24 protein-coding genes are annotated in these 23,067 nt (G+C 68.5%); 16 read left to right on the top strand and 8 right to left on the bottom strand.

The genetic code is table 11. From position 1 onward, the window contains the following. Positions 1-159 precede the first annotated feature (159 nt). The 3 genes from AB0J93_RS02775 (at position 160) to AB0J93_RS02765 (ending at position 5,632) form a co-directional block, all read left to right on the top strand. The gene (locus tag AB0J93_RS02775; RefSeq protein ID WP_363917433.1) at positions 160-1,803 is read left to right on the top strand and encodes a stealth family protein; all 1,644 of its coding nucleotides are present in this window, start codon (positions 160-162) and stop codon (positions 1,801-1,803) included. A gap of 314 nt (positions 1,804-2,117) precedes the next feature. Further along, a complete protein-coding gene (locus tag AB0J93_RS02770; protein WP_363917431.1) occupies positions 2,118-2,786 on the top strand; it encodes a hypothetical protein in 669 nt (222 codons plus the stop codon). Next, positions 2,783-5,632, top strand: a complete 2,850-nt coding sequence (locus AB0J93_RS02765) for a stealth conserved region 3 domain-containing protein (protein ID WP_363917429.1) — start codon at positions 2,783-2,785, stop codon at positions 5,630-5,632. The genes AB0J93_RS02770 and AB0J93_RS02765 overlap by 4 nt, the downstream gene beginning before the upstream one ends. A gap of 109 nt (positions 5,633-5,741) precedes the next feature. On the opposite strand, the gene AB0J93_RS02760 is transcribed toward AB0J93_RS02765, so the two are convergent. Beyond that, positions 5,742-7,541, bottom strand: a complete 1,800-nt coding sequence (locus AB0J93_RS02760) for a stealth family protein (protein ID WP_363917427.1) — start codon at positions 7,539-7,541, stop codon at positions 5,742-5,744. A 450-nt stretch (positions 7,542-7,991) separates the two neighbouring features. Here AB0J93_RS02760 and AB0J93_RS02755 point away from each other — a divergent pair, with 450 nt between their 5' ends. After that, positions 7,992-8,909 carry a DNA-3-methyladenine glycosylase 2 family protein gene (locus tag AB0J93_RS02755; protein WP_363917425.1) on the top strand — a complete coding sequence of 306 codons (918 nt, stop codon included), beginning with the start codon at positions 7,992-7,994 and terminating at the stop codon, positions 8,907-8,909. Positions 8,910-8,919: 10 nt separating this feature from the next. On the opposite strand, the gene AB0J93_RS02750 is transcribed toward AB0J93_RS02755, so the two are convergent. Then, positions 8,920-9,132, bottom strand: coding sequence for a hypothetical protein (locus AB0J93_RS02750; RefSeq protein ID WP_363917423.1), 213 nt, complete (start codon positions 9,130-9,132; stop codon positions 8,920-8,922). A gap of 136 nt (positions 9,133-9,268) precedes the next feature. On the opposite strand from AB0J93_RS02750, the gene AB0J93_RS02745 reads away from it, so the two are divergent. Both AB0J93_RS02745 and AB0J93_RS02740 read left to right on the top strand, forming a co-directional pair. Further along, on the top strand, positions 9,269-10,369 hold the full coding sequence (locus tag AB0J93_RS02745; protein WP_363917421.1) for an ATP-dependent DNA ligase: 1,101 nt from the start codon (positions 9,269-9,271) through the stop codon (positions 10,367-10,369). 54 nt (positions 10,370-10,423) lie between these two features. After that, entirely contained in the window at positions 10,424-11,986 is a 1,563-nt protein-coding gene (locus AB0J93_RS02740; RefSeq protein ID WP_363917707.1) for an alpha/beta hydrolase, read from the top strand. Positions 11,987-12,004: 18 nt separating this feature from the next. On the opposite strand, the gene AB0J93_RS02735 is transcribed toward AB0J93_RS02740, so the two are convergent. Further along, positions 12,005-12,763 carry a hypothetical protein gene (locus tag AB0J93_RS02735; protein WP_363917419.1) on the bottom strand — a complete coding sequence of 253 codons (759 nt, stop codon included), beginning with the start codon at positions 12,761-12,763 and terminating at the stop codon, positions 12,005-12,007. 406 nt (positions 12,764-13,169) lie between these two features. Further along, entirely contained in the window at positions 13,170-13,844 is a 675-nt protein-coding gene (locus tag AB0J93_RS02730; protein WP_363917417.1) for a helix-turn-helix domain-containing protein, read from the bottom strand. 62 nt (positions 13,845-13,906) lie between these two features. Between AB0J93_RS02730 and AB0J93_RS02725 the strand changes: the two genes are divergently transcribed. The 3 genes from AB0J93_RS02725 to AB0J93_RS02715 all read left to right on the top strand — a co-directional run bounded on the left by AB0J93_RS02725 (position 13,907) and on the right by AB0J93_RS02715 (position 15,773). Continuing rightward, on the top strand, positions 13,907-14,632 hold the full coding sequence (locus tag AB0J93_RS02725; protein ID WP_363917415.1) for a DUF899 family protein: 726 nt from the start codon (positions 13,907-13,909) through the stop codon (positions 14,630-14,632). A 271-nt stretch (positions 14,633-14,903) separates the two neighbouring features. Continuing rightward, on the top strand, positions 14,904-15,272 hold the full coding sequence (locus AB0J93_RS02720; protein ID WP_363917413.1) for a hypothetical protein: 369 nt from the start codon (positions 14,904-14,906) through the stop codon (positions 15,270-15,272). A 48-nt stretch (positions 15,273-15,320) separates the two neighbouring features. Then, a complete protein-coding gene (locus tag AB0J93_RS02715) occupies positions 15,321-15,773 on the top strand; it encodes a GNAT family N-acetyltransferase (protein ID WP_363917411.1) in 453 nt (150 codons plus the stop codon). Here AB0J93_RS02715 and AB0J93_RS02710 read toward each other — a convergent pair. Further along, positions 15,763-16,047: a hypothetical protein gene (locus tag AB0J93_RS02710; protein WP_363917409.1), complete on the bottom strand. Its 285-nt coding sequence runs from the start codon at positions 16,045-16,047 to the stop codon at positions 15,763-15,765. The two genes, AB0J93_RS02715 and AB0J93_RS02710, sit on opposite strands and share 11 nt — an antisense overlap. A 389-nt stretch (positions 16,048-16,436) precedes the next feature. Here AB0J93_RS02710 and AB0J93_RS02705 point away from each other — a divergent pair, with 389 nt between their 5' ends. From AB0J93_RS02705 to AB0J93_RS02695, 3 genes are read left to right on the top strand one after another with little or no spacing between them, the layout of a single operon-like run. Then, positions 16,437-17,315 (top strand): helix-turn-helix transcriptional regulator, encoded by an 879-nt coding sequence (locus tag AB0J93_RS02705; RefSeq protein ID WP_363917407.1) that lies wholly within the window; start codon positions 16,437-16,439, stop codon positions 17,313-17,315. Beyond that, on the top strand, positions 17,308-17,502 hold the full coding sequence (locus AB0J93_RS02700; protein WP_363917405.1) for a DUF397 domain-containing protein: 195 nt from the start codon (positions 17,308-17,310) through the stop codon (positions 17,500-17,502). The genes AB0J93_RS02705 and AB0J93_RS02700 overlap by 8 nt, the downstream gene beginning before the upstream one ends. A gap of 58 nt (positions 17,503-17,560) precedes the next feature. Beyond that, positions 17,561-17,854 (top strand): hypothetical protein, encoded by a 294-nt coding sequence (locus AB0J93_RS02695; RefSeq protein WP_363917403.1) that lies wholly within the window; start codon positions 17,561-17,563, stop codon positions 17,852-17,854. A 3-nt stretch (positions 17,855-17,857) separates the two neighbouring features. Here AB0J93_RS02695 and ligD read toward each other — a convergent pair whose 3' ends face one another. Next, entirely contained in the window at positions 17,858-18,883 is a 1,026-nt protein-coding gene (gene ligD, locus AB0J93_RS02690; protein WP_363917401.1) for a non-homologous end-joining DNA ligase, read from the bottom strand. Between the two features lie 47 nt (positions 18,884-18,930). On the opposite strand from ligD, the gene msrB reads away from it, so the two are divergent. Continuing rightward, positions 18,931-19,341, top strand: coding sequence for a peptide-methionine (R)-S-oxide reductase MsrB (gene msrB / locus AB0J93_RS02685; RefSeq protein ID WP_099846960.1), 411 nt, complete (start codon positions 18,931-18,933; stop codon positions 19,339-19,341). An 85-nt stretch (positions 19,342-19,426) separates the two neighbouring features. Here msrB and AB0J93_RS02680 read toward each other — a convergent pair whose 3' ends face one another. Together AB0J93_RS02680 and AB0J93_RS02675 are read right to left on the bottom strand one after the other, a co-directional pair. Further along, positions 19,427-20,155, bottom strand: coding sequence for a DUF305 domain-containing protein (locus tag AB0J93_RS02680; protein ID WP_363917399.1), 729 nt, complete (start codon positions 20,153-20,155; stop codon positions 19,427-19,429). Positions 20,156-20,241: 86 nt separating this feature from the next. After that, positions 20,242-20,991, bottom strand: coding sequence for a lytic polysaccharide monooxygenase (locus tag AB0J93_RS02675; protein ID WP_332908026.1), 750 nt, complete (start codon positions 20,989-20,991; stop codon positions 20,242-20,244). Positions 20,992-21,142: 151 nt separating this feature from the next. On the opposite strand from AB0J93_RS02675, the gene AB0J93_RS02670 reads away from it, so the two are divergent. The 3 genes from AB0J93_RS02670 to AB0J93_RS02660 all read left to right on the top strand — a co-directional run. Further along, positions 21,143-21,403, top strand: a complete 261-nt coding sequence (locus AB0J93_RS02670; protein ID WP_203994429.1) for a Prokaryotic metallothionein — start codon at positions 21,143-21,145, stop codon at positions 21,401-21,403. A 124-nt stretch (positions 21,404-21,527) separates the two neighbouring features. Continuing rightward, positions 21,528-21,968, top strand: coding sequence for a GNAT family N-acetyltransferase (locus tag AB0J93_RS02665; protein ID WP_363917396.1), 441 nt, complete (start codon positions 21,528-21,530; stop codon positions 21,966-21,968). 207 nt (positions 21,969-22,175) lie between these two features. Continuing rightward, on the top strand, positions 22,176-23,067 hold an 892-nt coding region (locus AB0J93_RS02660), incomplete at its 3' end, for a lytic polysaccharide monooxygenase auxiliary activity family 9 protein (protein WP_363917394.1).

Raw genomic sequence — 23,067 nt, 5'->3', positions numbered from 1 at the left:
ATCTACCGGACCTTGCCTCGGCGCTATCGAGTCCGGCTCGTCCAGCTCCTTCCCCCGCAGCGGCAACTCTGGCTCGTCCGACGATTGACCAGACTGGCACCGCCTCGGGCCCATACCCCTGTCGGACGGGTACACCGGGTCCGCGACCGCGGTAGCTGGGTGGTCGCAGAGGTGGTGGAGCAGGCGACCCCGCTGGCCATGTGGCAACGCAACCTCGATCTGGTGACCGACGCGCTCGACAGAGCGGGCATCGACTACTTCTGCGTCCCCCACAAGAACGACCTGCAAAGTGCGGTCGCCGTGCCGCTGGCACACAAGGGCGAGGCGCTCCGGGTGCTCCAACAACTCACCCAACAGCCGCAGGTCACGGTACGCCTGACCAACGGTGAGGGAAAGCGCGCAAGCGCCAAACAGCGTGCCGTAGTCGTCCAGGTGTTCAGCTCCGTGTCAGATCCTGACAGCGTCACTGTCCTCGGTAGCGAATTTGCCTGCGAGGTCGAATTCTGGCAGGTGACAACACCGACCGACCGACCAATCGCTGAGATCGTCGCACCGCGTGGCAACCAGGTCGCCAGTTCCCTGCCGGCCCAGGGCCAAGCCGTCACCGTGCCGGCCTCGCGCCTGACCCGACTCGCTCCAGAACGCGGCGAGCCGGGTCGTTACCGGAGTCGGGCGGAGTTCGCGGGCCTGGGATACGAGCACATAACCTTCCCGATCGACGCCGTCTACACCTGGGTGGACGGCAACGATGCCGACTGGATGCAGCGGAAAAACCTGGCGCTGCTTGAGCAGCAACCAGGCTCTGAGATCAGCGATGTTGCCGCCAACGCCTCCCGCTATGTCAGCCGGGACGAACTCCGCTACTCGCTCCGCTCACTTGTGGCCTTCCTGCCCTGGATCCGGACGATCTACCTTGTGACGGATGACCAGGTGCCCCCCTGGTTGGATGTCGCGCATCCCATGATCAAAGTCGTACCTCACCGAGATATCTTCGGCGACACCGGCCGGCTTCCGAGCTTCAACTCTCATGCCATCGAATCGCGTCTACACCGCATCGCCGGCCTCAGCGAGCACTTCATCTACATCAACGATGACATGTTCTTCGGTCGTCCACTCCTGCCGACCAAGTTCTTCCACGCCAACGGGCTCGCGAAGTTCTTCCCCTCTCCGGCCCAACTCGATGTCGGACCAGCGACGATCTATGACGCGCCGGTGACCGCAGCCGGCAAGAACAACCGCCGGCACATTCAGGAACGATTTGGACGCACGATCACGCAGAAGATGCGTCACGTGCCCTACCCGCTCCGCAAGAGCGTCTTGGAAGACATCGAGCGGGAGCTTACCGACGAGGTACTCGCGACGGCCGAACACCAGTTCCGGCACCCGGCTGACCTGTCCATCCCCTCGTCGTTGCAGCACTACTGGTCCTACCTGTCGGGGAAGGCGGCGCCTGGATCGATCGCCTACTCCTACGCCGACCTGGGTCACCCATCCGCGCCGATTCAGTTGGCGAGGTTGCTCACCCGTCGTGATCGAGACGCCTTCTGCCTGAACGACACCGACTCGGCAGAGGTCTCACTTCCCCAACAACACGCCATGCTCAGCGAGTTCCTCTCGGCGTACTTCCCGTTCCGTACGCCATTCGAGCTGCCTGCCCACGAAGAGGTGGAGCGAGCCCGCCACACCGCGACTGCGCTCGCTGCGGCGAGCCTGCCGCTGGAGCGCGCGATCGGCCAGACCCCTCCGAGCTCCGGGAACAGCCAGGCAACTGCCAGTGTCAACGGTCGCGAGCCGGTTCGATGAGCCCGAATGATCGGCGGAGGTCTTCCCGTCCCCCGCTACGGCTCCTTCAGGTGGTGTATGGCGCTCGCCGACGGGCAGGCGTGGTGGCGGATCGGTTCGCCCAGCGAACCGCCCGTTTGCGCCGGGAGCCCGTCTCCGAACTCGCCCGAGCCACCTGCGACTACTTCGCAGTGCTCGATGGACGAACGATGCATCTACACGCCCTGCTACCCGCCTCCACTGTGCACGTCAAGCGGGCGACTTTGCAGCTTGTGCAGGGGCAGCGAGTGGTGTCGTGCCCAGCGTCCGTCGGAGCGGTCGGCGACAGGGTCTCGGTGACGGTCAGGGTCACGTTCGGAGCTGCCTCTGACGAGATTTCGCTGAGCAAGGGCATCTGGTCGCTTGCGCTCGCGGTGTTGGAGGCAGCCGGTGAACGAAAGTTTGCGTTGCAGACCACGGAGCTGACAGATCACGACGGGCCAACGGTATCGAATCCGCCACATCCGGTCTCCGGCTGGCGATACGAACCCGGCTGTGGCAACCAAGGTCTGGCACAACTCACCGTGATGGCTGCGAAGTCCCGAGCCGAAGTCATCAGACTGGAAACCGGGCCGACCGAAGCACGGATTCACGCGCGGCTGGTCGGTGTGGGATCCCTGCAAGATCCGGTAATCGTGTTCACACCGCGCGGTGGCGGACCAGACCTAACGGTACCGATCGACCCGACCGGCGGGCGGTTCGAGTTCTCGGTCCCGTTGGCCGAGTTGTCCGTTGGAGCGCCCGGCACCGAGGTGATCTGGGACGCCTGGGTACGCACCGCACCCGCTCGCATGATCCGCCTAGGCCGCTACCTGCATGACCTACGTGACCCGCGGACCGTCTTACGGGTCAGCCGGACCACCGTGACGGTCGACGACCGACGCTTTGTGGGATACCGGCCCTACTACACCAAGGCCGGCAACCTGGCCGTGGCCTGCCTGCACTTCACGGGGACACCAACATGAAGATCACATTCCTCCTGACCACGGCCGATGAGCTAGGTGGAACTGAACGGGCCATCCTGACTCAGGCCGACTACCTGGCGCGGCGGCACGATGTCGAGGTGATCAGCGTCCTCCGCACCAGCGGGACGAGCTTCTTCGCCATCGACGAGCGGGTGCGTATGCGCTACCTGGTCGACCTCACCGGACCGACCGCCCGGCCACACCGATCGACGCCGGTCGACGACGCCACCTACGACGCCCTGGTACGCGGCACCAGCCGGCTGATCTCGCCGCATTGGGAGAAGCAGTTCAACCGGCTGGCCGACCTAGAGGTCGAACGGGCACTCCGAACCCTCGACACCGATGTCCTGGTCTCCTCGTCACCCGCGCTGATGTCCCTGGCGACCACGTTGGCGCCTCCTGGAGTGGTGACCGTGCACCAGGAGCACCGGCCATCGCAGCTGCGCGGCGGAACCGGACGACCTCTGTTCGAGTTCACCCCACGGCTTGATGCCCTGGTCGTCCTCACTGACCGGACAAAGGACTGGTTCGTCGACACCTTCGGCGCCTCCGCCCCCCGGCTAGAGGTCATCCCTAACAGTATTCCCGACGGCTTCCGACCTCGCTCCGACCTACGCAACCCCGTGGTGGCCATCGCCGGACGCATGGTGCCGGAGAAGCGGATCGACCACGCAATTCGCGCCTTTGGCAAGGTCGCCGCCGCCCACCCAGATTGGACGCTGCGGGTCTACGGTGACGGCCCGTTGCTGCCGGAAATGCGCCGGCTCGCCGCCGACCTCGGTCTACACAACAATGTTCAGCTCGTTGGCGCGACCGACCGGATGACTGAGGAGTGGGCGAAGGCGAGCGTCGCGCTGCTCTCGTCAAGAGACGGCGAGGCGCTGCCGCTGGTGCTGCTTGAGGCGTTCGCAGCAGGTGTCCCAGCGGTGAGCTACGACATTCAGACCGGTCCGGCGGAGATCATCACCCACGGTGTTGATGGCCTACTGGTCAGTGCAGGCGATGAGGATCAGCTCGCGCAAGCGCTGACTCAACTCGTCGCCGACGACGAGTTGCGCCGCAGTTTCGGGGCGAATGCCCTCGTCGCCTCCGAGCGCTACCGCATCGAGCCGATCATGCAGCGGTGGGAGAATCTCTTCGCTGAGCTAGTCGCCGAACACGCAAGCAACGAGCAGACCCGCGCTGACCGGCTCGCGATCTGGCTGGCGCGAGCCGGTGGGTCTGGTTTCGCACCCGTCGCTCCCCGACCCGGCCATGTCACGACCGGTCCAGACTTGGAGTCGCTGGAGCAGCAGATCAACGAAGCGGTGCCCGGGTTGGTCCGCAGCGGCGGCAGGCTTAGCGTCGTCCGCGACGACTTGACACCCGCCGATGTCGCGTACGTCAATTTCGCTGCCGTGGTCGACGCGTTGGAGCAGCGCAGCATTACGTACTGGCTCGCCCGCGACCCGGGCGTCCGGTACCGGGTTGTCGTTCCTTTCGACCAGCGTGACGTGGCTCTGGAAGCCTTCGCCACCGCCTTCGCCACCGTTCCCTGCTACGCCGAGACTCTGGCCGCCGGCGCTAAAGTGACATCGGTGACGCTGGCAGCGTGCCTGTCCACGGAGGCACGGGCGGTGGATGCGGCCGGTCTACGCATGTTCCAGCCGATCGTTTCGACCTCCCGCACTCTGCGTTACGGCCCCGCCGTCGGCTGCGATGTCGAATTCTGGAGTCCCACAGAGGACGGCGACTCGCTCGCCGCTACCCGTCGCACACTGCTGGGTGACACCGTGCCGGTCGCGGCGATGGTCCCGGCAACAGTCACAATCCGCGACCGGCGACACCCCACGATCGAACCGTTCACCCGCCGGCTCGTCTCCGACGTGGACTTCCCCATCGATGTCGTCTACACATGGGTCGATGGCGCTGATCCGGCGTGGTTGGCGAGTAAGAACAGCACCCTGGCGGCTTCGGGGCGGACGCTGATCGACGCTGCGGAGAGCATCGCTCGTTTCCGGGACCGTTCTGAGTTGCGTTATTCGCTGCGCTCTATCGACATGTACGCACCCTGGGTGCGAAACATCTATCTGGTCACCGCTGGGCAGACTCCGACATGGTTGGACACCGACCATCCGCAGGTGACCGTTGTCGACCATCGAGAGGTGTTCGGTTCTCGGGGCGCGCTGCCGACCTTCAACTCACACGCCATCGAATCGCAACTGCACCAGATCGATGGGCTGTCTGAGCATTTCCTCTACTTCAACGATGACGTCTTCCTAGGGCGGTCGGTCCAGCCGACGACGTTCTTCAAGAGCAACGGTCTAGCGCACTTCTTCCTTTCCCCGACCCCCATTCCAATGGTCGACATAAGCGCGGAGGATGACTTCAACTTCAGCGCGGCGAAGAACAACCGTCGGCTGATCCAGGAAGCATTCGGGCGTACGCTTACGCACGGACTACTGCATGTGCCGCACCCAATGCGTCGTAGTGTGGCCTACGACCTCGACGCCGCATTCGCCGAAGAGGTCAACCAGACTGCGGCGAACAGGCTACGCGACCTCACCGACGTCTCGATCGCCTCCTCGCTGCACCATTACTACGGTTACCTGACCGGGCGCTCCGTGCAGGGACACATCCGGGTCGGTTACGTGAACACTGGCGATCCGAGCCAGCATCCGCAGCTGACCCAGATCCTCGTTACCCGCGGCTACGACGCGTTCTGTCTCAACGACACCCACCACGGGAACCTCGACGAGACGGAGCAGAACCGAGTCGTCTCTGGCTTCCTGGAGAGCTATTTCCCAGTCGCCAGCCAGTTCGAGCGCGGCAGCGTGCGGAACCGAGCCCTTCGGGCGCGGTTGTAGATCATCCGTGCCGGCGGGGCACGTTCCCGCCGGCACGGGAGCTCGTTGAACAACAGCAGCGGTGCATGCCCTGACCCCTCAAGCGGTAGTTGGAACGATTGAGGCAGAGTCAGGGCGTCCTGCTGTCGCCGATCCTGTTGAAGCGGGAGTTCGGCAGGGTCGGTGCATCGATTTGGTTGGCCCGCCGGCTTGTCGGGACGGTCTGCCGGGAGCGGCGCCACAGGGCGCTGGCGCCCTGCTTGCGGCGCTCGGCCACCGCCTCCTCGGGCAGTTCGAACGGCGCCGGGAAGGGCAGGTAGCGGGGCAGGAAGTCGGCAAGCATCCGCTCCTGCTCCGCCAGCGCACGCGGATCGGAGTCGGTGTCGTTGAGGCAGAACACGTCGCGGTGGCGTCGTTCGAGCAGCTCGGCGAGGCGGGCCGGGGTCGAGGGGTGGCCGAGGTCGGCGTACTCGTACTCGATGTCGGCCGGTACCGCCTGCGCGGTCAGGTACGCCCAGTACTGGTGCAACGACGAAGGGATCGACAGGTCCTCGTGGTGGCGGAACCGGTGCTGCGCGGTGGCCGTCACGTCGGCCTGCAACACCGCCTCGATCTGATGCATGATGCTGCGGCGCAGGGCGAACGGCGTGTGCTTCATCTTCTGAGTGATGGTCACACCGAACTGACGTTGGATGTGCCGGCGGTTGTTCTTCCCGGCGGCGTTCACCGGCGGATCGGTCGGCTTCGCCTCGCCGAGCCCGAACTGGGCGGGTGAGAGGAAGAACTTGGCGATCCCGTTGGCGTGGAAGAAGTGGGTCGGCAGCAACGGGCGACCCAGGAAAACGTCGTCGTTGAGATAGAGGAAGTGCTCCGCCAGCCCTTCGATGCGGTGCAGCCGGGACTCGATGGCGTGCGAGTTGAACGACGACAGCCCGCCGAGGTCGGCGAAGAGTTCGGCGTGCGACACGACGGTGATCATCGGATGGCTCGGATCGAGCCAACTGGGCAGCTGGCCGTCGGTGACCAGGAAGATCTTCCGCAGCCACGGGGCGAAGCTGTGCAGCGAGCGCATCGAGTACCGCAGCTCGTCCCGGTTGTGGTAGCGCGACTCGTTGGCCGCGATCGCGTGCAGCGCACCGCCCGGGGCGCCCAGCGCGGCCCGCTTGCGCTCCAACCACTCCGGATCCGAGCCGTCCACCCAGGTGTAGACCGCGTCGATCGGGAACCCCACCCGGTCCGGGGCGCGGACCGTGAGGTCGCGGCGGGTGCCGTACGTGTGATCGTCCGCCTCCGGCACGAAATGGCTGAGCAGCGCCGCGGCGACCCGGACCCGCTCGGCCCGGGCCGGAGCCTCGTCGATCACCGCGTTGTGCCGAGGGGCGCGGACGACGTCGCCGGCCCGGCTCCAGAACTCGATTTCGCAGGCGAACTGGGCACCGAGCACCAGCCCGGCCCGGACGTCGGTCACCGGGAACCACACCTGGATGACCTCGGTCGGTGCCAGGTCCGGCTGGTTGCGCCCGGGGCGTACCTCGACGGTGCGTACGTGCGCGCCCGACAGCGCCGGCGCCGAACGCACCAGCCGGCGGACGGCATCCCGCTGGTCTTCCAGGATCGCCACCGAACTACGCAGGTAGTCGTCGTTACGCAGGCAGTGGTACTCGATTCCGGCGTTCTCCAGGGCCGCGGTGACCGCCGTCAGGTTGCGGTGCCACAGCTCCAGCGGTGTCGCCGCGGCCACCACCTCGGCCTCGGTACGGGAACCGTCGTCGGTCACCGGCACCCGCGTGCCGACCGGGTGCAGTGAGTCACTGCCACGCGGCCGGGTGAAGGTACGCACCATTCCGAGCCGCCGGTGCTCGGGGAGCAGATCGAGGAGTCGCCGCCGAAGGGCGGGCGGCAGGAGACGGTAGACGCGCAGCGCAATCATCCGGCGAGCCGTTCAGTGTGGACGGTCACGGCACGATCAGCACGGAGGTGCGCTGAAGCGAACACCGTGCGCCAGGCGCTCTCTGTGAACAACCGCAGCGGCAGCCATCCCCGTTACCCTTCTGCACAGCTCCCCGTGATGCGCGAAGGGCGACCGGTCGATGGATCATCCGACTCACCGTCCGTTTCCGGACGGATCTGGCCCTGCGCAGGTCGGACCATAGCAGCGTGTTCACCTGCGGGACAGCCGCGCTCCTCCGGCCAGTAACCGTGTCGACACACCGCAGGCCAGATAGGTCCGCTGATGCGGGGATTTGCCCTAAGAATCCTGGCCGATCAGGCGGTCCGAAAACCGCACGGATGGCTACCGAGAATTGACCGAGCAACGTCTATCCATCGCGTCCGGGTGGGTCCACGACGATCCGCCCGCACCAGGTGGCACAGTGACCGGGTGACCGGGAACGAACCGAAAGCGCGTCGGGTGCTGCGAACACCAGCCGGCTACCGCTTCACCGCTTCGGTGCGCCCGCTCACCTTCAGCCCGTACGACCCGTGTGCGCGAATCGTCGCGGGCGTCTTCTGGTGGGCGGCGCGCACGCCCGACGGGCCGGCCACCCTCGCCCTGCGGCCCGAGGGCGGCGATCTGATCGCCGAGGGTCACGGCCCGGGCGCCGACTGGATGGTCGAGCACGCCGACGCGGTGGCCGGGCTCCGCGACGACCTGACCGGATTCGCCGAGCTGGCCGCCAGCCACCCCGTGGTGGCGCGGCTGGCCAGCCAGCAGGCGGGGCTGCGGATGCCGGCCAGCGGGCTGATCTTTCCCCGGGTGCTGCGGGCCGTGCTGGAGCAGAAGGTCACCGGCAAGGAGGCCTACCGGGGGTACGCGGCGACGGTGCGCCACTTCGCCGAGCCGGCACCGGGTCCGGTGCGGCTGCTGCTGCCACCCGACCCGGCGGCTGTCGCCTCCGCCCCGTACTGGGTCTTCCATCCGTTCGGGGTGGAGCAGCGACGGGCCGAGACGTTGACGCGGGCCGCGCGGGTGGCCGACCGCCTGCAACGATGCGCCGACTCGGCTGAGGCCACCCGGTTGCTGCGGTCGATCCCGGGCATCGGGCCGTGGACCACCGCCGAGGTGGTCCGGGTCGCGTACGGCGACGCCGACGCGGTGAGCGTCGGCGACTACCACGTACCCAACACGGTCGCCTGGGCCCTGGCCGGCGAGCCGCGCGGCAACGACGCCCGGATGCTGGAGCTGCTGGAGCCGTTCCGGGGCCACCGGGGCCGCGTCTGCTGGCTGCTGGAGGCCGCCGCCGTGCAGGCACCGAAGTTCGGCCCGCGCGCCCCGATCCGCTCCTTCGCCCACTACTGAAAGGCCGGTATCAGGCGGCCTCGCGCAGGTCGGCCAGGCTGACCGGGGTACGCCGACGCAGCAGCTCGGCCAACTCGTCCACCGACCCCACCTCGCCGAGCACGTTCTTGCCGCCACCGAAGCGCCGGGGATAGCGGTGCACCAACCGGTACAGGTACCGGCCGTGGATCAGCTCGACGCTTACCCGCCACCGTCCGCAGCACCCGCACGCCCACTCCGCCACCTCGCGAAAGTAGCTCTGACCTGCGGTTTTCCGATTCGCCCGGGTGGGACGTGACGGACCTGAGACGGACACGCCGCCCACCGGTCGGCCGTGATCCGGGTCACCACTGTCGGTGCCGTCTGGTTGACTGATCGCCGTGGACCTGCCGATCAACCCGCCGGTGGAGCCGATGCTCGCCCGCAGTGTCAACTCGATCCCCACCGCCCCGGGGATGACCTACGAGCCCAAGTGGGACGGCTTCCGCTGCATCGTCTTCCGCGACGGTGACGAGGTGGAGCTGGCCAGCCGGGGCGGCAAGATGATGACCCGCTACTTCCCCGAGGTGGTCGAGCAGGCCCGCCGGCAACTGCCGCCGCGCTGCGCGGTCGACGGCGAGCTGATCGTGATCCGCCGCGACGGCCCGGACGGGCAACCCCGGCTCGACTTCGAGCTGCTGGCCCAGCGCATCCACCCGGCGGCCTCCCGGGTGAAGCTGCTCGCCGAGACGACCCCCGCCGACTTCGTCGCCTTCGACCTGCTCGCGCTCGACGACGAGAGCCTGCTCGACGCCCCCTACCCGACCCGCCGGGCCCGGCTGGAGCAGGCGCTGGCCGGGGTGCGGCCCCCGGTGCACGTCACCCAGATCACCACCGACGCCGAGGTGGCGCGCCGTTGGTTCGACGTCTTCGAGGGCGCCGGCCTGGACGGGCTGATCGCCAAGCCCGCCGACCTGCCGTACGAGCCGGGCAAGCGGCTCATGTCCAAGGTCAAGCACGCCCGCACCGCCGACGCGGTGGTGGCCGGGTTCCGCTGGCACAAGTCCGGTCCGGTGGTCGGGTCGCTGCTGCTCGGCCTCTACGACGACGCCGGGGTGCTGCACCACGTCGGGGTGAGCGCCTCGTTCACCATGGCCCGCCGCGCCGAGCTGCTGGAGGAACTGGCCCCCTACCGCGACGCCGGGCCCGAGCACCCGTGGGTGCACGGCGACCACGAGCGTGGGCAGCGCATCCCCGGCGGGGTCAGCCGCTGGACCGGCACGAAGAACCTGGAATGGGAGCCGCTGCGCCCGCAACTGGTGGTCGAGGTGGCGTATGACGCGATGGAGGGTGACCGGTTCCGGCACACCGCGCGCTTCGTTCGCTGGCGACCCGACCGCGACCCGCTCTCCTGCCGATACGATCAACTCGACCGGCCGGTCCGGTTCGACGTGGACCAGGTGCTGCGGGGTGACCCGGCGGTGTCGACCGGGTCCGCATAGCTTGGCCGTCGATCTGATCACGGAGGCTCGTTCGTGACCCGTACGCCCGACCGGATCCGCCGTTTCCGGCTCACCGTGGCCGGCCTGACCGCCGCCGTCGTGGTCACCGCCGGCTGCACGCTGCCGGCGTTCGCGCCGCGCGCCGACGTCGACGGCGAGGCCGCGGCACCGGGGGCCGCGCCGACCTGGCGGTCCTGCCCGGAGGTGGCCGACGAGGTGGTCGGGCGACGCGCTCCGGACATCCGGTACGAGTGCACCAGAATCCAGGTACCGCGGGACTGGGCGGGCGGCAGCGCCGCCACCGCCGGTCCGGGTGCCGGTGAAACCTTCGAGATCGCGCTGCTGCGGGCCCGCTCCACGAACCAGCGCGACCGGATCGGCTCGCTGCTGATCAACCCGGGCGGTCCCGGCGGCTCGGGCGTCGACACCGCCGTCTACCTCACCTTCGGCGAACAGTACGGCGGCCTGCCCGACGCGATCCTCGAACGCTTCGACATCGTCGGCTTCGACCCCCGCGGGGTCGCCAGGTCCAGCCCGGTCGAGTGCATCCCGGACGCCGACCTCGACGCCGTCTTCGGCTACAACCCCGACCCGGAGAGCCAGCCGTCGTTCGACGACTTCGTCGCGCTCAACAAGCAGATCGGTCAGGGTTGCGGCGCCAAGTACGGCGACCAGCTGCCGCTGTACGGCACCGAGCAGGCGGCCCGCGACATCGACGCGATCCGGGCTGCCGTCGGCGACGAGAAGTTGACCTACCTCGGCTACTCCTACGGCACCCTGCTGGGTGCCACGTACGCCCAGTTGTTCCCGCAGCGGGTGCGGGCGCTTGTGCTCGACGGCGCGGTCGACCCTCGGCAGGGTCTTATCGAAGGTTCGGAGAGCCAGGCGAAGGGCTTCGAACGCGCCTTCGACAACTTCACCCGCTGGTGCGCGGCAAACGCGGGCCGCTGCCCCATCGCCCCCGACGCCCGCGCGGCTGTCACCTCAGCCATCGAGAAGGCAGAGGTCTCCCCCGTCCGCTCCGCCGACGGCCGGGAGGCCACCGCCGGCTGGATCTTCTACGCCATCGTCTCGTCGCTGTACTCCGAACCCGGCTGGGAGCAGCTCGCCCAGGCCATCGACAGGCTGAACGAGGGCAACCCGACCGACGTGTTCCGGCTCGCCGACAACTACACCGACCGCGACTCCGACGGCAACTACAGCAACCTCTTCGACGCCAACCTGGCCATCAACTGCGCCGACGAGGAGGAACGCCCCGACCTGGAGCGGATCCGCCAGCTCCAGTCCGAGTGGCGCACGCAGTACCCACTCTTCGGCGCACCGCTCGCCGCCGGCCTGGTCTCCTGCACCGAATGGCCCGGCGGCAGCGACCCCTACCCGACCGGCCGCGCCGAGGGCGCCCCGCCGATCCTTGTCGTCGGCACCACAGGCGATCCCGCCACCCCGTACGAGCAGACCCCGGCGTTGGCCGAGATGCTGGGCGTGGGGCGAGTGCTCACCTGGGAGGGCGAAGGCCACACCGCCTACCCGCAGACGGCCTGCATCACCCAGGCCGTCAACGCGTACCTCATCGACCTGACCGTCCCGCCCGACGGCAAACGCTGCCCAGCGCGCTAGGTCGTTCAGACATCGGGGTTACTCGGCAGTGAGCGCAGAGATCGCGGACCTCGCCTGCGGTATCGCGAACAGTTGCTCCAGGACCTCCGGGTAACTAGCACCCTGCGCGACTCGGCCACGCGCTAGTCCTAATGCCGTCTCAACTTCGGGCGAGGCGGCCGGAGGGCGGGCCGGGACGCGGATTGTTTCCGCAGTGGACGGGGACAGCACATATCCGGCGCGGCCAACGAGGCGACCCATCAAGTCGGCGTAGGCGAGGCCGTACCCGTCAAGTATGGGCCGGGATCGATGCAACTCCTTCGGCTCAGTAATCTCACTCAGCGCCAACTGATGGATGATCGAAGCCGCAGCGAGCACCACGTGCTCGAAATGAACCTCGGTAGTCCCCTCGCGGACCGCCTGGCGGCTAGCCTCTTCCTCCAGCGTCGTCAGCAGGCCGGAACTCGGCCCGTCGACCTTCCTCGAAAGCACGGTGATGGGCCACATCAGGAAGCGGCTCACCACGTTCACCCGCAGGAAACCTGTCCGTTCCGGCGAATCGACCGCAGGTGCCCACGGGTGCTTACCCTGGAATGGCTTCAACCGGCCGACCTCCGACAACAGCTCACCGCGATCGACGCCGCTACGCGTCACGAGGACACTCGCCGTCGTTCCCTCGCTCGCGAGAAGCGCGAGTAGCACCTCGCGGTCGCCGACCCACGGAAGTCCCCGCTCCGCAGACATTGCTCGCGCATCGGCCAGGACCTGCACGGCTCCCGCCGTCCACGCGGGCGACATCGAGGGCTGCTCACCAAGAAGAAAGTCCGATCCCTCGCGCACAACCTCGCGCAGGACGGCACGAGCCCCGTACAACGAGAGCGGGTCTACGGTTCCAGCGCTTCCCTTGTTGTCAAACCTCGCGCCGTCTGACGCCGGACCGTCTGACCTCAGGACGGACCTCAGGAGGGGCACCTTGCGGCCCATCCTCCGACAGCACTCCAGCAGCAGGTCACCCGATCCGACGGATGCTCGACCGCCATGTGACGCTCTTCCGAAGGCCGGAACAAGGATCGCCCGAACCGTCCAGTTCGAGTAGTCACAAGCGCTCACATGAAGGCCATTCCGTCAATCTTGAGATCCAATCCCGCACCCGAACAAGGCGTTGCAGCAACCCGCTACAGGGCGGGTAGGTCGCCGTAGCGTCTCATGAGGGGGCTACGGCCGTGAGGTAGTGGCGTACGACGCCGAGGACGGTGTCGCGGTCGCCCTCGACGCGTACGGTGCCGGCGCGTTCGGCGTCGGTGAGCGGCAGGCCACCGAAGAGCACCTCGCTCCAGGCCGTCGAGTCGGCGGTCACGATCGCCACCGGCTCGACGGCAGCGCCGGGGCGGACGTCCAGCAGCCCGTCGACGGCGGCCAGCCGATATTCGCGTACGGGAGGGTCGGGCTGGCGGGCGTCGTAGAGGCGCAGGGCGGTCGGTGGCAGGCCCTCGGGGACGGAGGGTGCCATGGTGCGCATGGCGAGGACCATGGCGTCGGGGGTCATGCCACCGCTGGTGCGGGGGTCCGGTCCGGAGGTGTACCAGCGGCCCAGGGACGCGAGGACCGACTCCAGGCCGCGACCCCACTCGGTGACGGCGTACGCGCGGGTGCGCGCCAGGTCGGTAAGCGTCACCTGGTCGACGATGCCGGCCTGACGCAGGGATCTGAGCCGGTCACTGAGGACGGCCGGGGTGATGCCACGGACCGACTCCTGGAGGTCGGCGAAGCGTTTCGGACCGAGGAGCAGTTCGCGGACGACGATGAGCGTCCACCGGTCGCCCACCAGGTCGAGGGCGTTGGCGGCCCGGCAGGCGTCACCGTGGTGCGCGTAGGTCAACTTGGCAGGCAATCCTCATCAACTTCTTTCACACGAGTAGACGCTATGTTTATAGTAGTGGCATGTCGAGTATGGATACCCAGCCAGCACCTCCAGTGGTCGACCGCGACACCTGGCTCCGGGAACGCAACGCACTGCTCGTACGGGAGAAGGAGCACACCCGGGCGGGTGATGCCATCGCCGCTGCCCGCCGTCGCCTTCCGATGACCGAGGTCAACCCGGTCAAACTGGTCGGCGAGCAGGGCCCGGTCCCGCTGCTGGACCTCTTCGACGGGCAAGACCAACTCGTGGTCTACAAGCACATGTGGCACCTCGGCAAGCCGTTCGAGGAGCAGTGCGAAGGCTGCACAATCAGCATCTGGAACTTCCACGAGGCTAGCTACCTGGAGGCACGGGGCATCAGGTTCGCGGTCTTCGCCGAGGGACCGTACGAGGAGATTGCACCGTTCCGCGAGTTCATGGGCTACCTCCACCCGTGGTACTCGACGTACGGCATCGACGAGCCCGCTGTGGCCGGCGGTGGCAACATCGCCTGCTACCTGCGCCGGGGTGACCGGGTGTTCCTCACCTACGAGACGACCGGACGCGGCGTCGAGGCGATCATGAGCTCGCTCAAGCTGCTCGACATGACGGCCTACGGACGACAGGAAGCCTGGGAGGACTCCCCCGACGGCTGGCCGCAGGCCGACCCGACGTACAGCTGGTGGCGCAAGGACGGCCGCCCGGTAGCCCAGTGGACCCGCCCCGGCGCCACGCCCGTCCAGTCGGACCAGCACCACTGCCACTGAAGACCTGAGCCGAACGGTTGCCACCGACCCCGGGGCCATCGGCGGCAGAGACCACGCCACACCGACCGGCATGTCGCTAAGGGATGGACGTGGACATTACGGATCTGATGGGTCGGTGCTAAGGATCAATGTCGTTGCTGCCGGGTCGTTGCTGGCATTGACCGGCTGCACCGGTAGCCCTCGGACACCTACCAACACCGAGAAGGCCCCTGGGATCTCGCCGGGGCAGGTGCCGGAACCGGCGCCTGCCCCGGCGGTCGGGAGCGGCCGGGTGCTGGACGGTAACGGTTACCGGACCCTGGTCGCCGGTGCGACGTACGACTTTCTCGCGGCGATGCACGGTCGAGTGGCCGTCGGTGATGGCGGCTGTCTGACCCTGCGGGACGAGGCAGGGGCCGTAGAGGTAGTGGTCTGGCCGCCGGGCACCACGTTGCTTCCGCACGGCCGGGCGGGCGTACACGTGCCTGACGTCGGAGAGATCGTCGTGGGTGATCGGGTCGACGGCAGCGGTGGATTCTTCGAGGCTCCGCTCACCGAGGACGGCCCGCCGGAACATCTGCCACCCGTCCCGGTCGCGTGCGCCTCCGTCGGCACCTTCGTCGCGGTGCTCGAACGCGTCACCCGGCACAGCGACAGTTGACGGTGCTCTGCCGCGCATCAGGGCGCGCCGTTGTGGGACGCTCGCGGGATGAGCGACGTGATCTTCCGTGAGGCGGTCCGGGCCGACCTGCCGGCCATCCTCGACCTGCTCGCCGACGACATGCTGGGGCGTACCCGTGACGTCGGCGAGGTCGACGCCAGGTACGAGAAGGCGTTCGCGGAGATCGCCGCCGACCCGCGTAACCAGCTCGTCGTGGCCGAGGCGGGGGGTGAGCTGCTCGGCTGCATGCAGCTCACCTACATTCCGGGGCTCGGCCGGCACGGCACCGAGCGGCAGTTGATCGAATCGGTCCGGGTCCGCTCGGATCAGCGCGGACGGGGCCTGGGCCGGCAGATGATGACGTGGGCGATCGACCAGGCGCGGCAGCGCGGCTGCGGCCTGGTGCAGCTCACCACCGACAAGGCCCGCCACGACGCGCACCGCTTCTATCTCGGTCTCGGCTTCGTCGCCAGCCACGAGGGCATGAAGCTCAGTCTCTGACACCGGCGGACGGGGGTCCGGCCAGCCTGGGTCGTCCCACGTCGCAACCGAGGACGGTGGCCCAGAAGGTCGTCAGCGTTGCCAGACTCGACCCGTGGGTCAAGTGTCGGGTAGACCTCCGGATCAGCCAGAAGTCCCCCTCGGGCAGAACGACCGCCCAGCCGATCGGGATGTCGTTCTCCGCCACGAGCACCAGCAGTTCCGGCTTGCTGTCGACCTCGATCTCGGGCAGGTCCGCCACCTCGACGAACCTGATCCCCTGATCCCCGCTCACCGGTAGCTCCGCCGGTGGCATCGCCGCACGGTGTGGTGGGACCGCCACAGCCTGGCCAGCCGCAGCAACAGCCGCTGCTGCGGCTGGCCCGCCGTCGGGGCGTTCCGCTCCGGTTGAACGGCGCGGTACGCACCGGCCCGCTCGTGGTACGCGGGCCGTTGCACCACATCGATCGGTTCGTCCTGCCGTTGAAACCATTTCCACCGAGCCACCACGAGCCTCCCGCGAACACGCATCGATATCGCCGATGCCCGCCACCATCGGCCCGCGCTTCGCCAATCTGCAACGTCTCATACGGAGATTCGGGATAAAAAATTTACGGTGTGTCATCTGGGCCTCGATGCTGTTCCAAACGAGACACTGGCAGCACCGATGTGAGACGGGGTGACATGAGCGACGTTGGGTCTTCGGTGCCACGGCGGCAATTGGGTAGGTTGCTGCGCCAGGCCAGGGAGGAAGCCGGCATCAACCTGGAGGCTGCCGCCGAGGCCCTCGAATGGTCGCGCGCCAAGATGTACCGCCTGGAGAGCGGACAGACCTCGCTGCGTACCCACGATGTGACGCTGATGTGCCAGCACTACGGCACCTCCGCCGAGCTGACCGAGGTCATGGTCAGCCTGGCCCGGGAAAGCAAGAGTCGGGGTTGGTGGCACGCCTACGGTGAGGCCATCCCGGCGTGGTTCGAGTTGTACGTCGGCCTGGAGGCGGCGGCCCGCCGCGTACGTCAGTACGAGCCGACGCTGATCCCTGGGTTGCTCCAGACCGCCGAATACGCTGTGGTCATCTTCAGCGCCAAGGCTGGCCGGAGCCAGGATGAGATTGCGCAGAAGGTCGCACTACGCATGGAGCGTCAGAAGCTGCTCGCTCGCCGCAGCCCAAAGGCTCCCAGCTTCGAAGCCATCATCGACGAGGCCGTGATCCGCCGCCCCATCACCGACCTGGACGCCTGGCGCAGCCAACTCGCACACCTGGTGAACGCCGCACAGCGACCGAACGTCTCGGTCCGGGTGCTGCCGCTGGGCAGCGGCCCCCACGCGGCATCCGTTGCCGGGTCGTTCATCATGCTGGACTTTCCAGCGGTCGGCACACGGCCCGCAGAGCCGTCGACCGTCTACAGCGAGTCGCTGACCGGCAGCCTTTACCTGGACAAGCCGACAGAAGTGGCGGCGTACGCTGACGCCTGGACCACCCTTCTGGACCTTTCACTGGGCGTGCGCGAGTCTGAAGATCTGATCGGGACGGTTATCAAGGAGACCTTCGATGAATGACCTGACCAATGCCCGGTGGCGCAAGAGCAGCCGGAGCGGTGAAGGCGAGTGCGTCGAGGTGGCCGACGATCTGGCCGGCGCGGTCGGGGTGCGGGACAGCAAGGACGTCGGCGGGCCGGTGCTGCTGTTCGCCCCCGCCCAGTGGCGCTCCTTCGTGAACGGTGTGAAGGGTGGCACCCCGAGCTGACGCCCGATCGGCGCGGGCGCGTTGCCCGCCGTAGCGCGGGGCTGGTTCGATCACCGGCATGGACATCGTTCTGGCCACACTCCTCGCCCTGGTCGTCGGCCTTCTGCTCGCGCAGGCACCGAGCCGTCGCGACGTGGCCCGCACCGCATACCGGCTGACCGAGCTGGAGCGGCGGCTGACCCTGGTGATGGATCATCTCGGCGTCGCCGACACCGACCCGCTGCCCCCGGTCGTCCGGGAGCACCTCGCCCGCGGTAACAAGATCAAGGCGATCGCGGAGTACCGGAAGATCACCGGCGCGGACCTGCTGACCGCCAAGACCGTGGTGGAGGCGGGCGACACGCGCAGGTGACCGTCAGCGGGGGCGGTCGCGGTCCTTGGAGGGTTGGACCCGCTTTGGTTCGCCGGGCATCTTCGGGTGGTCGGGTGGGTAGGGCAGGTCACCCTCGCCGGCGGCGGCGTCCCGCTCGGCCCATTCCAGCAGCGGGGTGATGTCCCACGCGGCGTCGTCGATGCCGGCGTGCGGGTCGCCCCGCTGGGTCAGCCGTTGCGGCACCGTACGCAGGTCGAAGTCGTCCGGGTCGACGTCGGGCAGTTCGTCCCAGGTGACCGGGGTGGAGACTGTCGCCCGGGCGTTGGCGCGCAGCGAGTACGCGCAGGCGATGGTGCGGTCCCGCGCCATCTGGTTGTAGTCCACGAAGACCCGCTCGCCGCGCTCCTCCTTCCACCAGGCGGTGGTGACCAGGTCGGGTCGGCGGCGGGCCAACTCCCGGGCCAGCGCGATTGTGGCCCGGCGTACCTCGACGAACGTCCAGCGTGGCTGGATGCGCAGGTAGACGTGCACGCCCCGACCGCCGGAGGTCTTCGGCCAGCCCGGTACGCCCAGCTCGTCGAGGATCGCGCGCAGCTCGGCGGCGGCCGTCGCCGCGTGGGCGAAGTCGGTGCCGGGCTGCGGATCGAGGTCGACCCGCAACTCGTCGGGCTGGTCGACGTCGGCGGCGCGTACCGGCCACGGGTGAAACACCACGGTGCCCATCTGCGCTGCCCAGGCCACGTGGGCCAGGTCCGCCGGGCACAGCTCGGCGGCCTTTCGGCCGCTTGGAAAGCTGATCTCGGCAGTCTGCACCCAGGGCGGCACGCCCCGGGTCGGCACCCGCTTCTGGAAGAACATCTCCCCCTCGATGCCGTCGGGGAAGCGTTGCAACGTGGTGGGTCGGTCGCCAAGCGCGCGCATGATGCCGTCGCCGACGCTGACGTAGTAGTGGAAGACGTCGGCCTTGGTGAAGCCCCGCTCCGGGAAGATCACCCGGTCAGGACTGGACAGTCGTACGCTCTGCCCGGCCACCTCGATCTGCTCGGCCGCAGCCTTCGTGCCACCCATTGCGCGACCATATGCGATGGGTCCGACCTTCGGCGTACCGTTGACCTGTGACTCTTCCCGACAGCGAACTGCCCCGCACCGAGGACGAGTGGCGGGTCCGGCTCAGCCCCGCCGAGTTCCGGGTGCTGCGTGAGCACGGCACCGAGCCGGCGTGGACCGGTGAGTACGTCGACACCAAGACGCCCGGCATGTACAGGTGTCGGGCCTGCGGTGTCGAGTTGTACCCGAGTGACACCAAGTTCGACTCGCACTGCGGCTGGCCGAGCTTCGACGACGCCATCCCCGGCGCGATCAAGGAGATCGAGGACAATTCCCTCGGCATGAGCCGCACCGAGATCCGCTGCGCCCGCTGCGACAGCCACCTCGGGCACGTCTTCCGCGGTGAGGGCTTCACCCCGAAGGACACCCGGCACTGCGTGAACTCGCTCTCCATCCGCCTGGACCCGAACGACGCCTGACCAGGCACCCCGCCCGCGGCCACTCCGGCCGCGCAAGCCGGTGCCGGCCCGCGCCGCGCCGGCCGGGATCCGCGCGGCCGGGCGGTCAACCGGCTGCGGGCCGGCCGGCCATCAACGCAACCTGAGCGGTACGCGACTGCTCGACGCGCCGGGCCAGGTCGAGCACCCGCGCGTCGGTACCGGCGGCCAGATGCGCCCGGGCCAGGTCGGCGGCGGCCTGCTGGTGCGCGCTGAACACCTCGATCAGTACCGTGTCGACCTCGGCGTCCGGGGCGTCGCGCAGCCGCGCCAACTGTTCGGGGCCGGTGCCGTGCCCAGCGTGGTCGTCGGCACGGGCGCTGCGCCCGGCCTGCGCCAACCAGCCGCGCGCGGTGACCAGTTCGTCGGACTCGGTCGCCTCGACGGCGGCGACAAGGGTGCGCAGTTCGCTGTCGGTCAGCCGGTCCCGGACCAGCCGGACGATCTGGAGGGTCTGCTCGGTGTGCCCGGCCATCATCGACAGGAACAGCAGGTCGATGCCGGCCATCACGCTCGTGACTACAGGCGCCGGAGCAGGGGCGGCGGCCACCGGAGGCGTGGCGTCGGTGGGCGCGGGCTGCCCGGACGGCGCGGGCGAGCCGCCGCAGCCGGCAACCAGCAGCACCGCGAGCAGGTGCAGCGGCAGCACACGCAGCGTGGCACGCCGCGCCCGCACCACGGCGCACCCCTCGGGCGGCCGGGCCGACGACACGACGACTCGGGCCCCCAGCACGCCGGCTCCGGCCCGCGACACGGCGGCTCCGGCCCGCGACACGGCGGCTCCGGCCGACAGCACACCAGCTCCCGCCCACAGCAGGGCACGAAGGAGCGACGGTACGGCGAACGGGAGGTGCGGCCGGGTCCGGTCGCACCTCCCGTTGGTCAGATCTGGCTCCACAGCGCCGGTACGTTCGGCGGCTCCCAACCGGCGATGGCGGTGTGCGCCTGCCGGCAGCGGTAGGTGCGGCCACCGTAGGTGACCTGGTCCCCGACGGCGTACGCGCGACCGGCTGCCCAGGTGCCGCCGGTCGGCGGGTTGGTGGTCGGTGCGACCGTCGGCGTGGGCGACGGGGCGGGCGGGTTCGTGGTCGGGCTCGGGCTGGGCGTGGGGTTGCCGCCGCCACCGCCGATCTGCAGATCAACGCAGGAGTAGAAGGCGTTTGCGGTGTCGGAGATGTTCCATACCGCCAGCAGCTTCTGCCGACCCGAGTAGCCGGACAGGTTGACGGTGTGCGAGACGGTCGCGCCGGGCTGGCGTCCGCCGCCGGAGAAGACCGCGACCCGGGTGTTGCCGATGAAGTACTCCCAGTCGCGGGTGGCGTGCATGGCCGTGTTGACCCAGGTGAACGTCACGGTGGTACCGACCGAGGTGGCCGGCCAGCCACGGTTGTCGTCGTTGAGGACGGCGAAGTGCGAGATGTTGGCGTGGCAGTTGCGCAGCCCCTTGGGGCCCTCGACGCTCTGCGGCTCCCACCTGATCTGCCCGCAGTCGGGCACCCGGTTCTGGGCGCAGAGCGCCTGGCGGCTCGGCGGCGACGAGACGTAGCCGTGGGCCTGGGCGGGGGTGGCGACGGCCAGGGTGGAGACCATGGCGCCCGTCGCGACGAGCGGAAGGGTGATTCTTCGGCGCATGGCGGCAGCTCCTTGTCGGCGTGATGCCTGGTGAGGTGCCACCAACATAATTTAAACCTTGTTAACAGTAAAGACCACTGTCGATAAAAGACGAGCCGCCCGACGTCATGCCGCAAGATGGACAAAAGGTCTTCTGATGGAGGTACGGGGCGTGGCTACCTGCGAGGTCTGTGGCAACGACTACTGGCTGGCGTTCGAGGTGCGTACGGTCAGCGGCGACGTGCACACCTTTGACAGCTTCGAGTGCGCGATCCACAAGCTGGCACCGATCTGTGAGCACTGCGGCATCAAGATCTCGGGCCACGGGGTCGAGGTCTCCGGCCGGTTCTTCTGCTGTGGTCACTGCGCCCGGGCAGTGGAGGCCGAGCGCGGCGCCGAGATCCGCGACGCGGTGGGTGCCCGTCCCGCCTGACCGCCCCGCGCCGACAGACCGCGGCACGAGCAGCACCAGCGCCGCAGGTCACCAGCACCAGCACCAGCACCAATGCCACACCGGCGGCCGGCAGGAATCCTGGGCACCGCACTAGCCTGACGGGATGTCGAGTACACAGTTGCGGGCAGCCAGTTTCGCCGAGTTGGACGCCCGCACCTTCCACGACCTGGTGCGGCTGCGCGTCGACGTCTTCGTGGTCGAGCAGGAGTGCGCGTACCCGGAGGTCGACGGGCGCGACGTCGAACCCGGCACCCGACACCTGTGGCTTGCCCGCGACGACGCTCCGGTGGCGTACCTGCGGATCCTGGCCGACCCCGGCGGGGTGGCCAGGATCGGACGGGTGGTGGTGGCCCCGGAGGCCCGGGGTGCCGGGCACGCGGGACATCTGATAACGGCGGCGCTCGCGGAGATCGGTGACCGGCCGTGCGTGCTGGACGCGCAGTCGCATCTGGTCGACTTCTACACCCGGCACGGCTTCACGGTCAGCGGGCCGGAGTACGTCGAGGACGGCATCCCCCACACACCGATGCGCCGGAAGTGGTGAGACGCCCGAACCCGGTGGTGGAAGCGCTTCGACGACGCCTCGCACACCGTGCTGGAAATCGCTTTCCTCATTGACGTGTGACGATCTAACGTGCCATCCTTCCGGTCGAGCCAGTACACGAGGGCGACGCTTACAGCACGGGAGAGGGCAACTCCCGAGCGTCCGGGCGATGTCGAGATAGATCCGACGACTCCCCCTGGGGGCTCCATGTCCAATTCACTCAGATCATCGCGGGCGCTCTGGCTGCTGGCCGTCGCGGCCGTCGCCGCTCTGCTGCTCACCACGGCATTTGTGCCATCCGCCTCCGCGCACGGCTCGGTGGCCAACCCCATCTCCCGCAACTACGGCTGCTGGCAGCGCTGGGGCGGTGACTTCCAGAACCCGCGGATGGCCACCGAGGACCCGATGTGTTGGCAGGCGTGGCAGACCGACACCAACGCCATGTGGAACTGGAACGGCCTCTACCGCGAGGGCGTGGCCGGTAACCACCAGGCCGCCATCCCGAACGGCCAGCTCTGCTCCGGCGGGCGCACCGAGAACGGGCGCTACCGGGCGATGGACGTGCCGGGTGCCTGGCGGACCACCTCGGTCGGCAACAACTTCCGGCTGAAGTTCTACGACCAGGCCAGCCACGGTGCCGACTACATCCGGGTGTACGCCACCCGGCAGGGCTACGACGCGCTGAACACGCCGCTGGCCTGGTCGCACCTGGAACTTGTCGGTCAGATCGGCAACACGCCGGCCTCGCAGTGGCAGCAGGAGCCGGGCGGGGTCTCCATCGAGATCCCGGTCAACGCCCCGGGCCGCACCGGCCGGCACGTCATCTACACGATCTGGCAGGCCAGTCACTCCGACCAGTCGTACTACATCTGCAGCGACGTGCAGTTCGGCGGCGGATCCAACCCTCCGCCCACCACGCCGCCGCCGACCACACCCCCGCCCACCACGCCGCCGCCCACCACTGCCCCGCCGACCACGCCGCCGCCCACCAACCCGCCCCCGGCGGGTGCCTGCTCGGCGACGTACCGGGTCACCTCGACCTGGTCCGGCGGATTCCAGGGCGAGGTCCAGGTAACCGCCGGCAACGCGGCCATCCGCG

This window comes from Micromonospora sp. NPDC049374 (assembly GCF_040677165.1).
GTDB lineage: Bacteria > Actinomycetota > Actinomycetes > Mycobacteriales > Micromonosporaceae > Micromonospora.
Note: the sequence above shows the minus strand (reverse complement) of the source record. Positions and strands in the feature narration are given on the sequence as shown.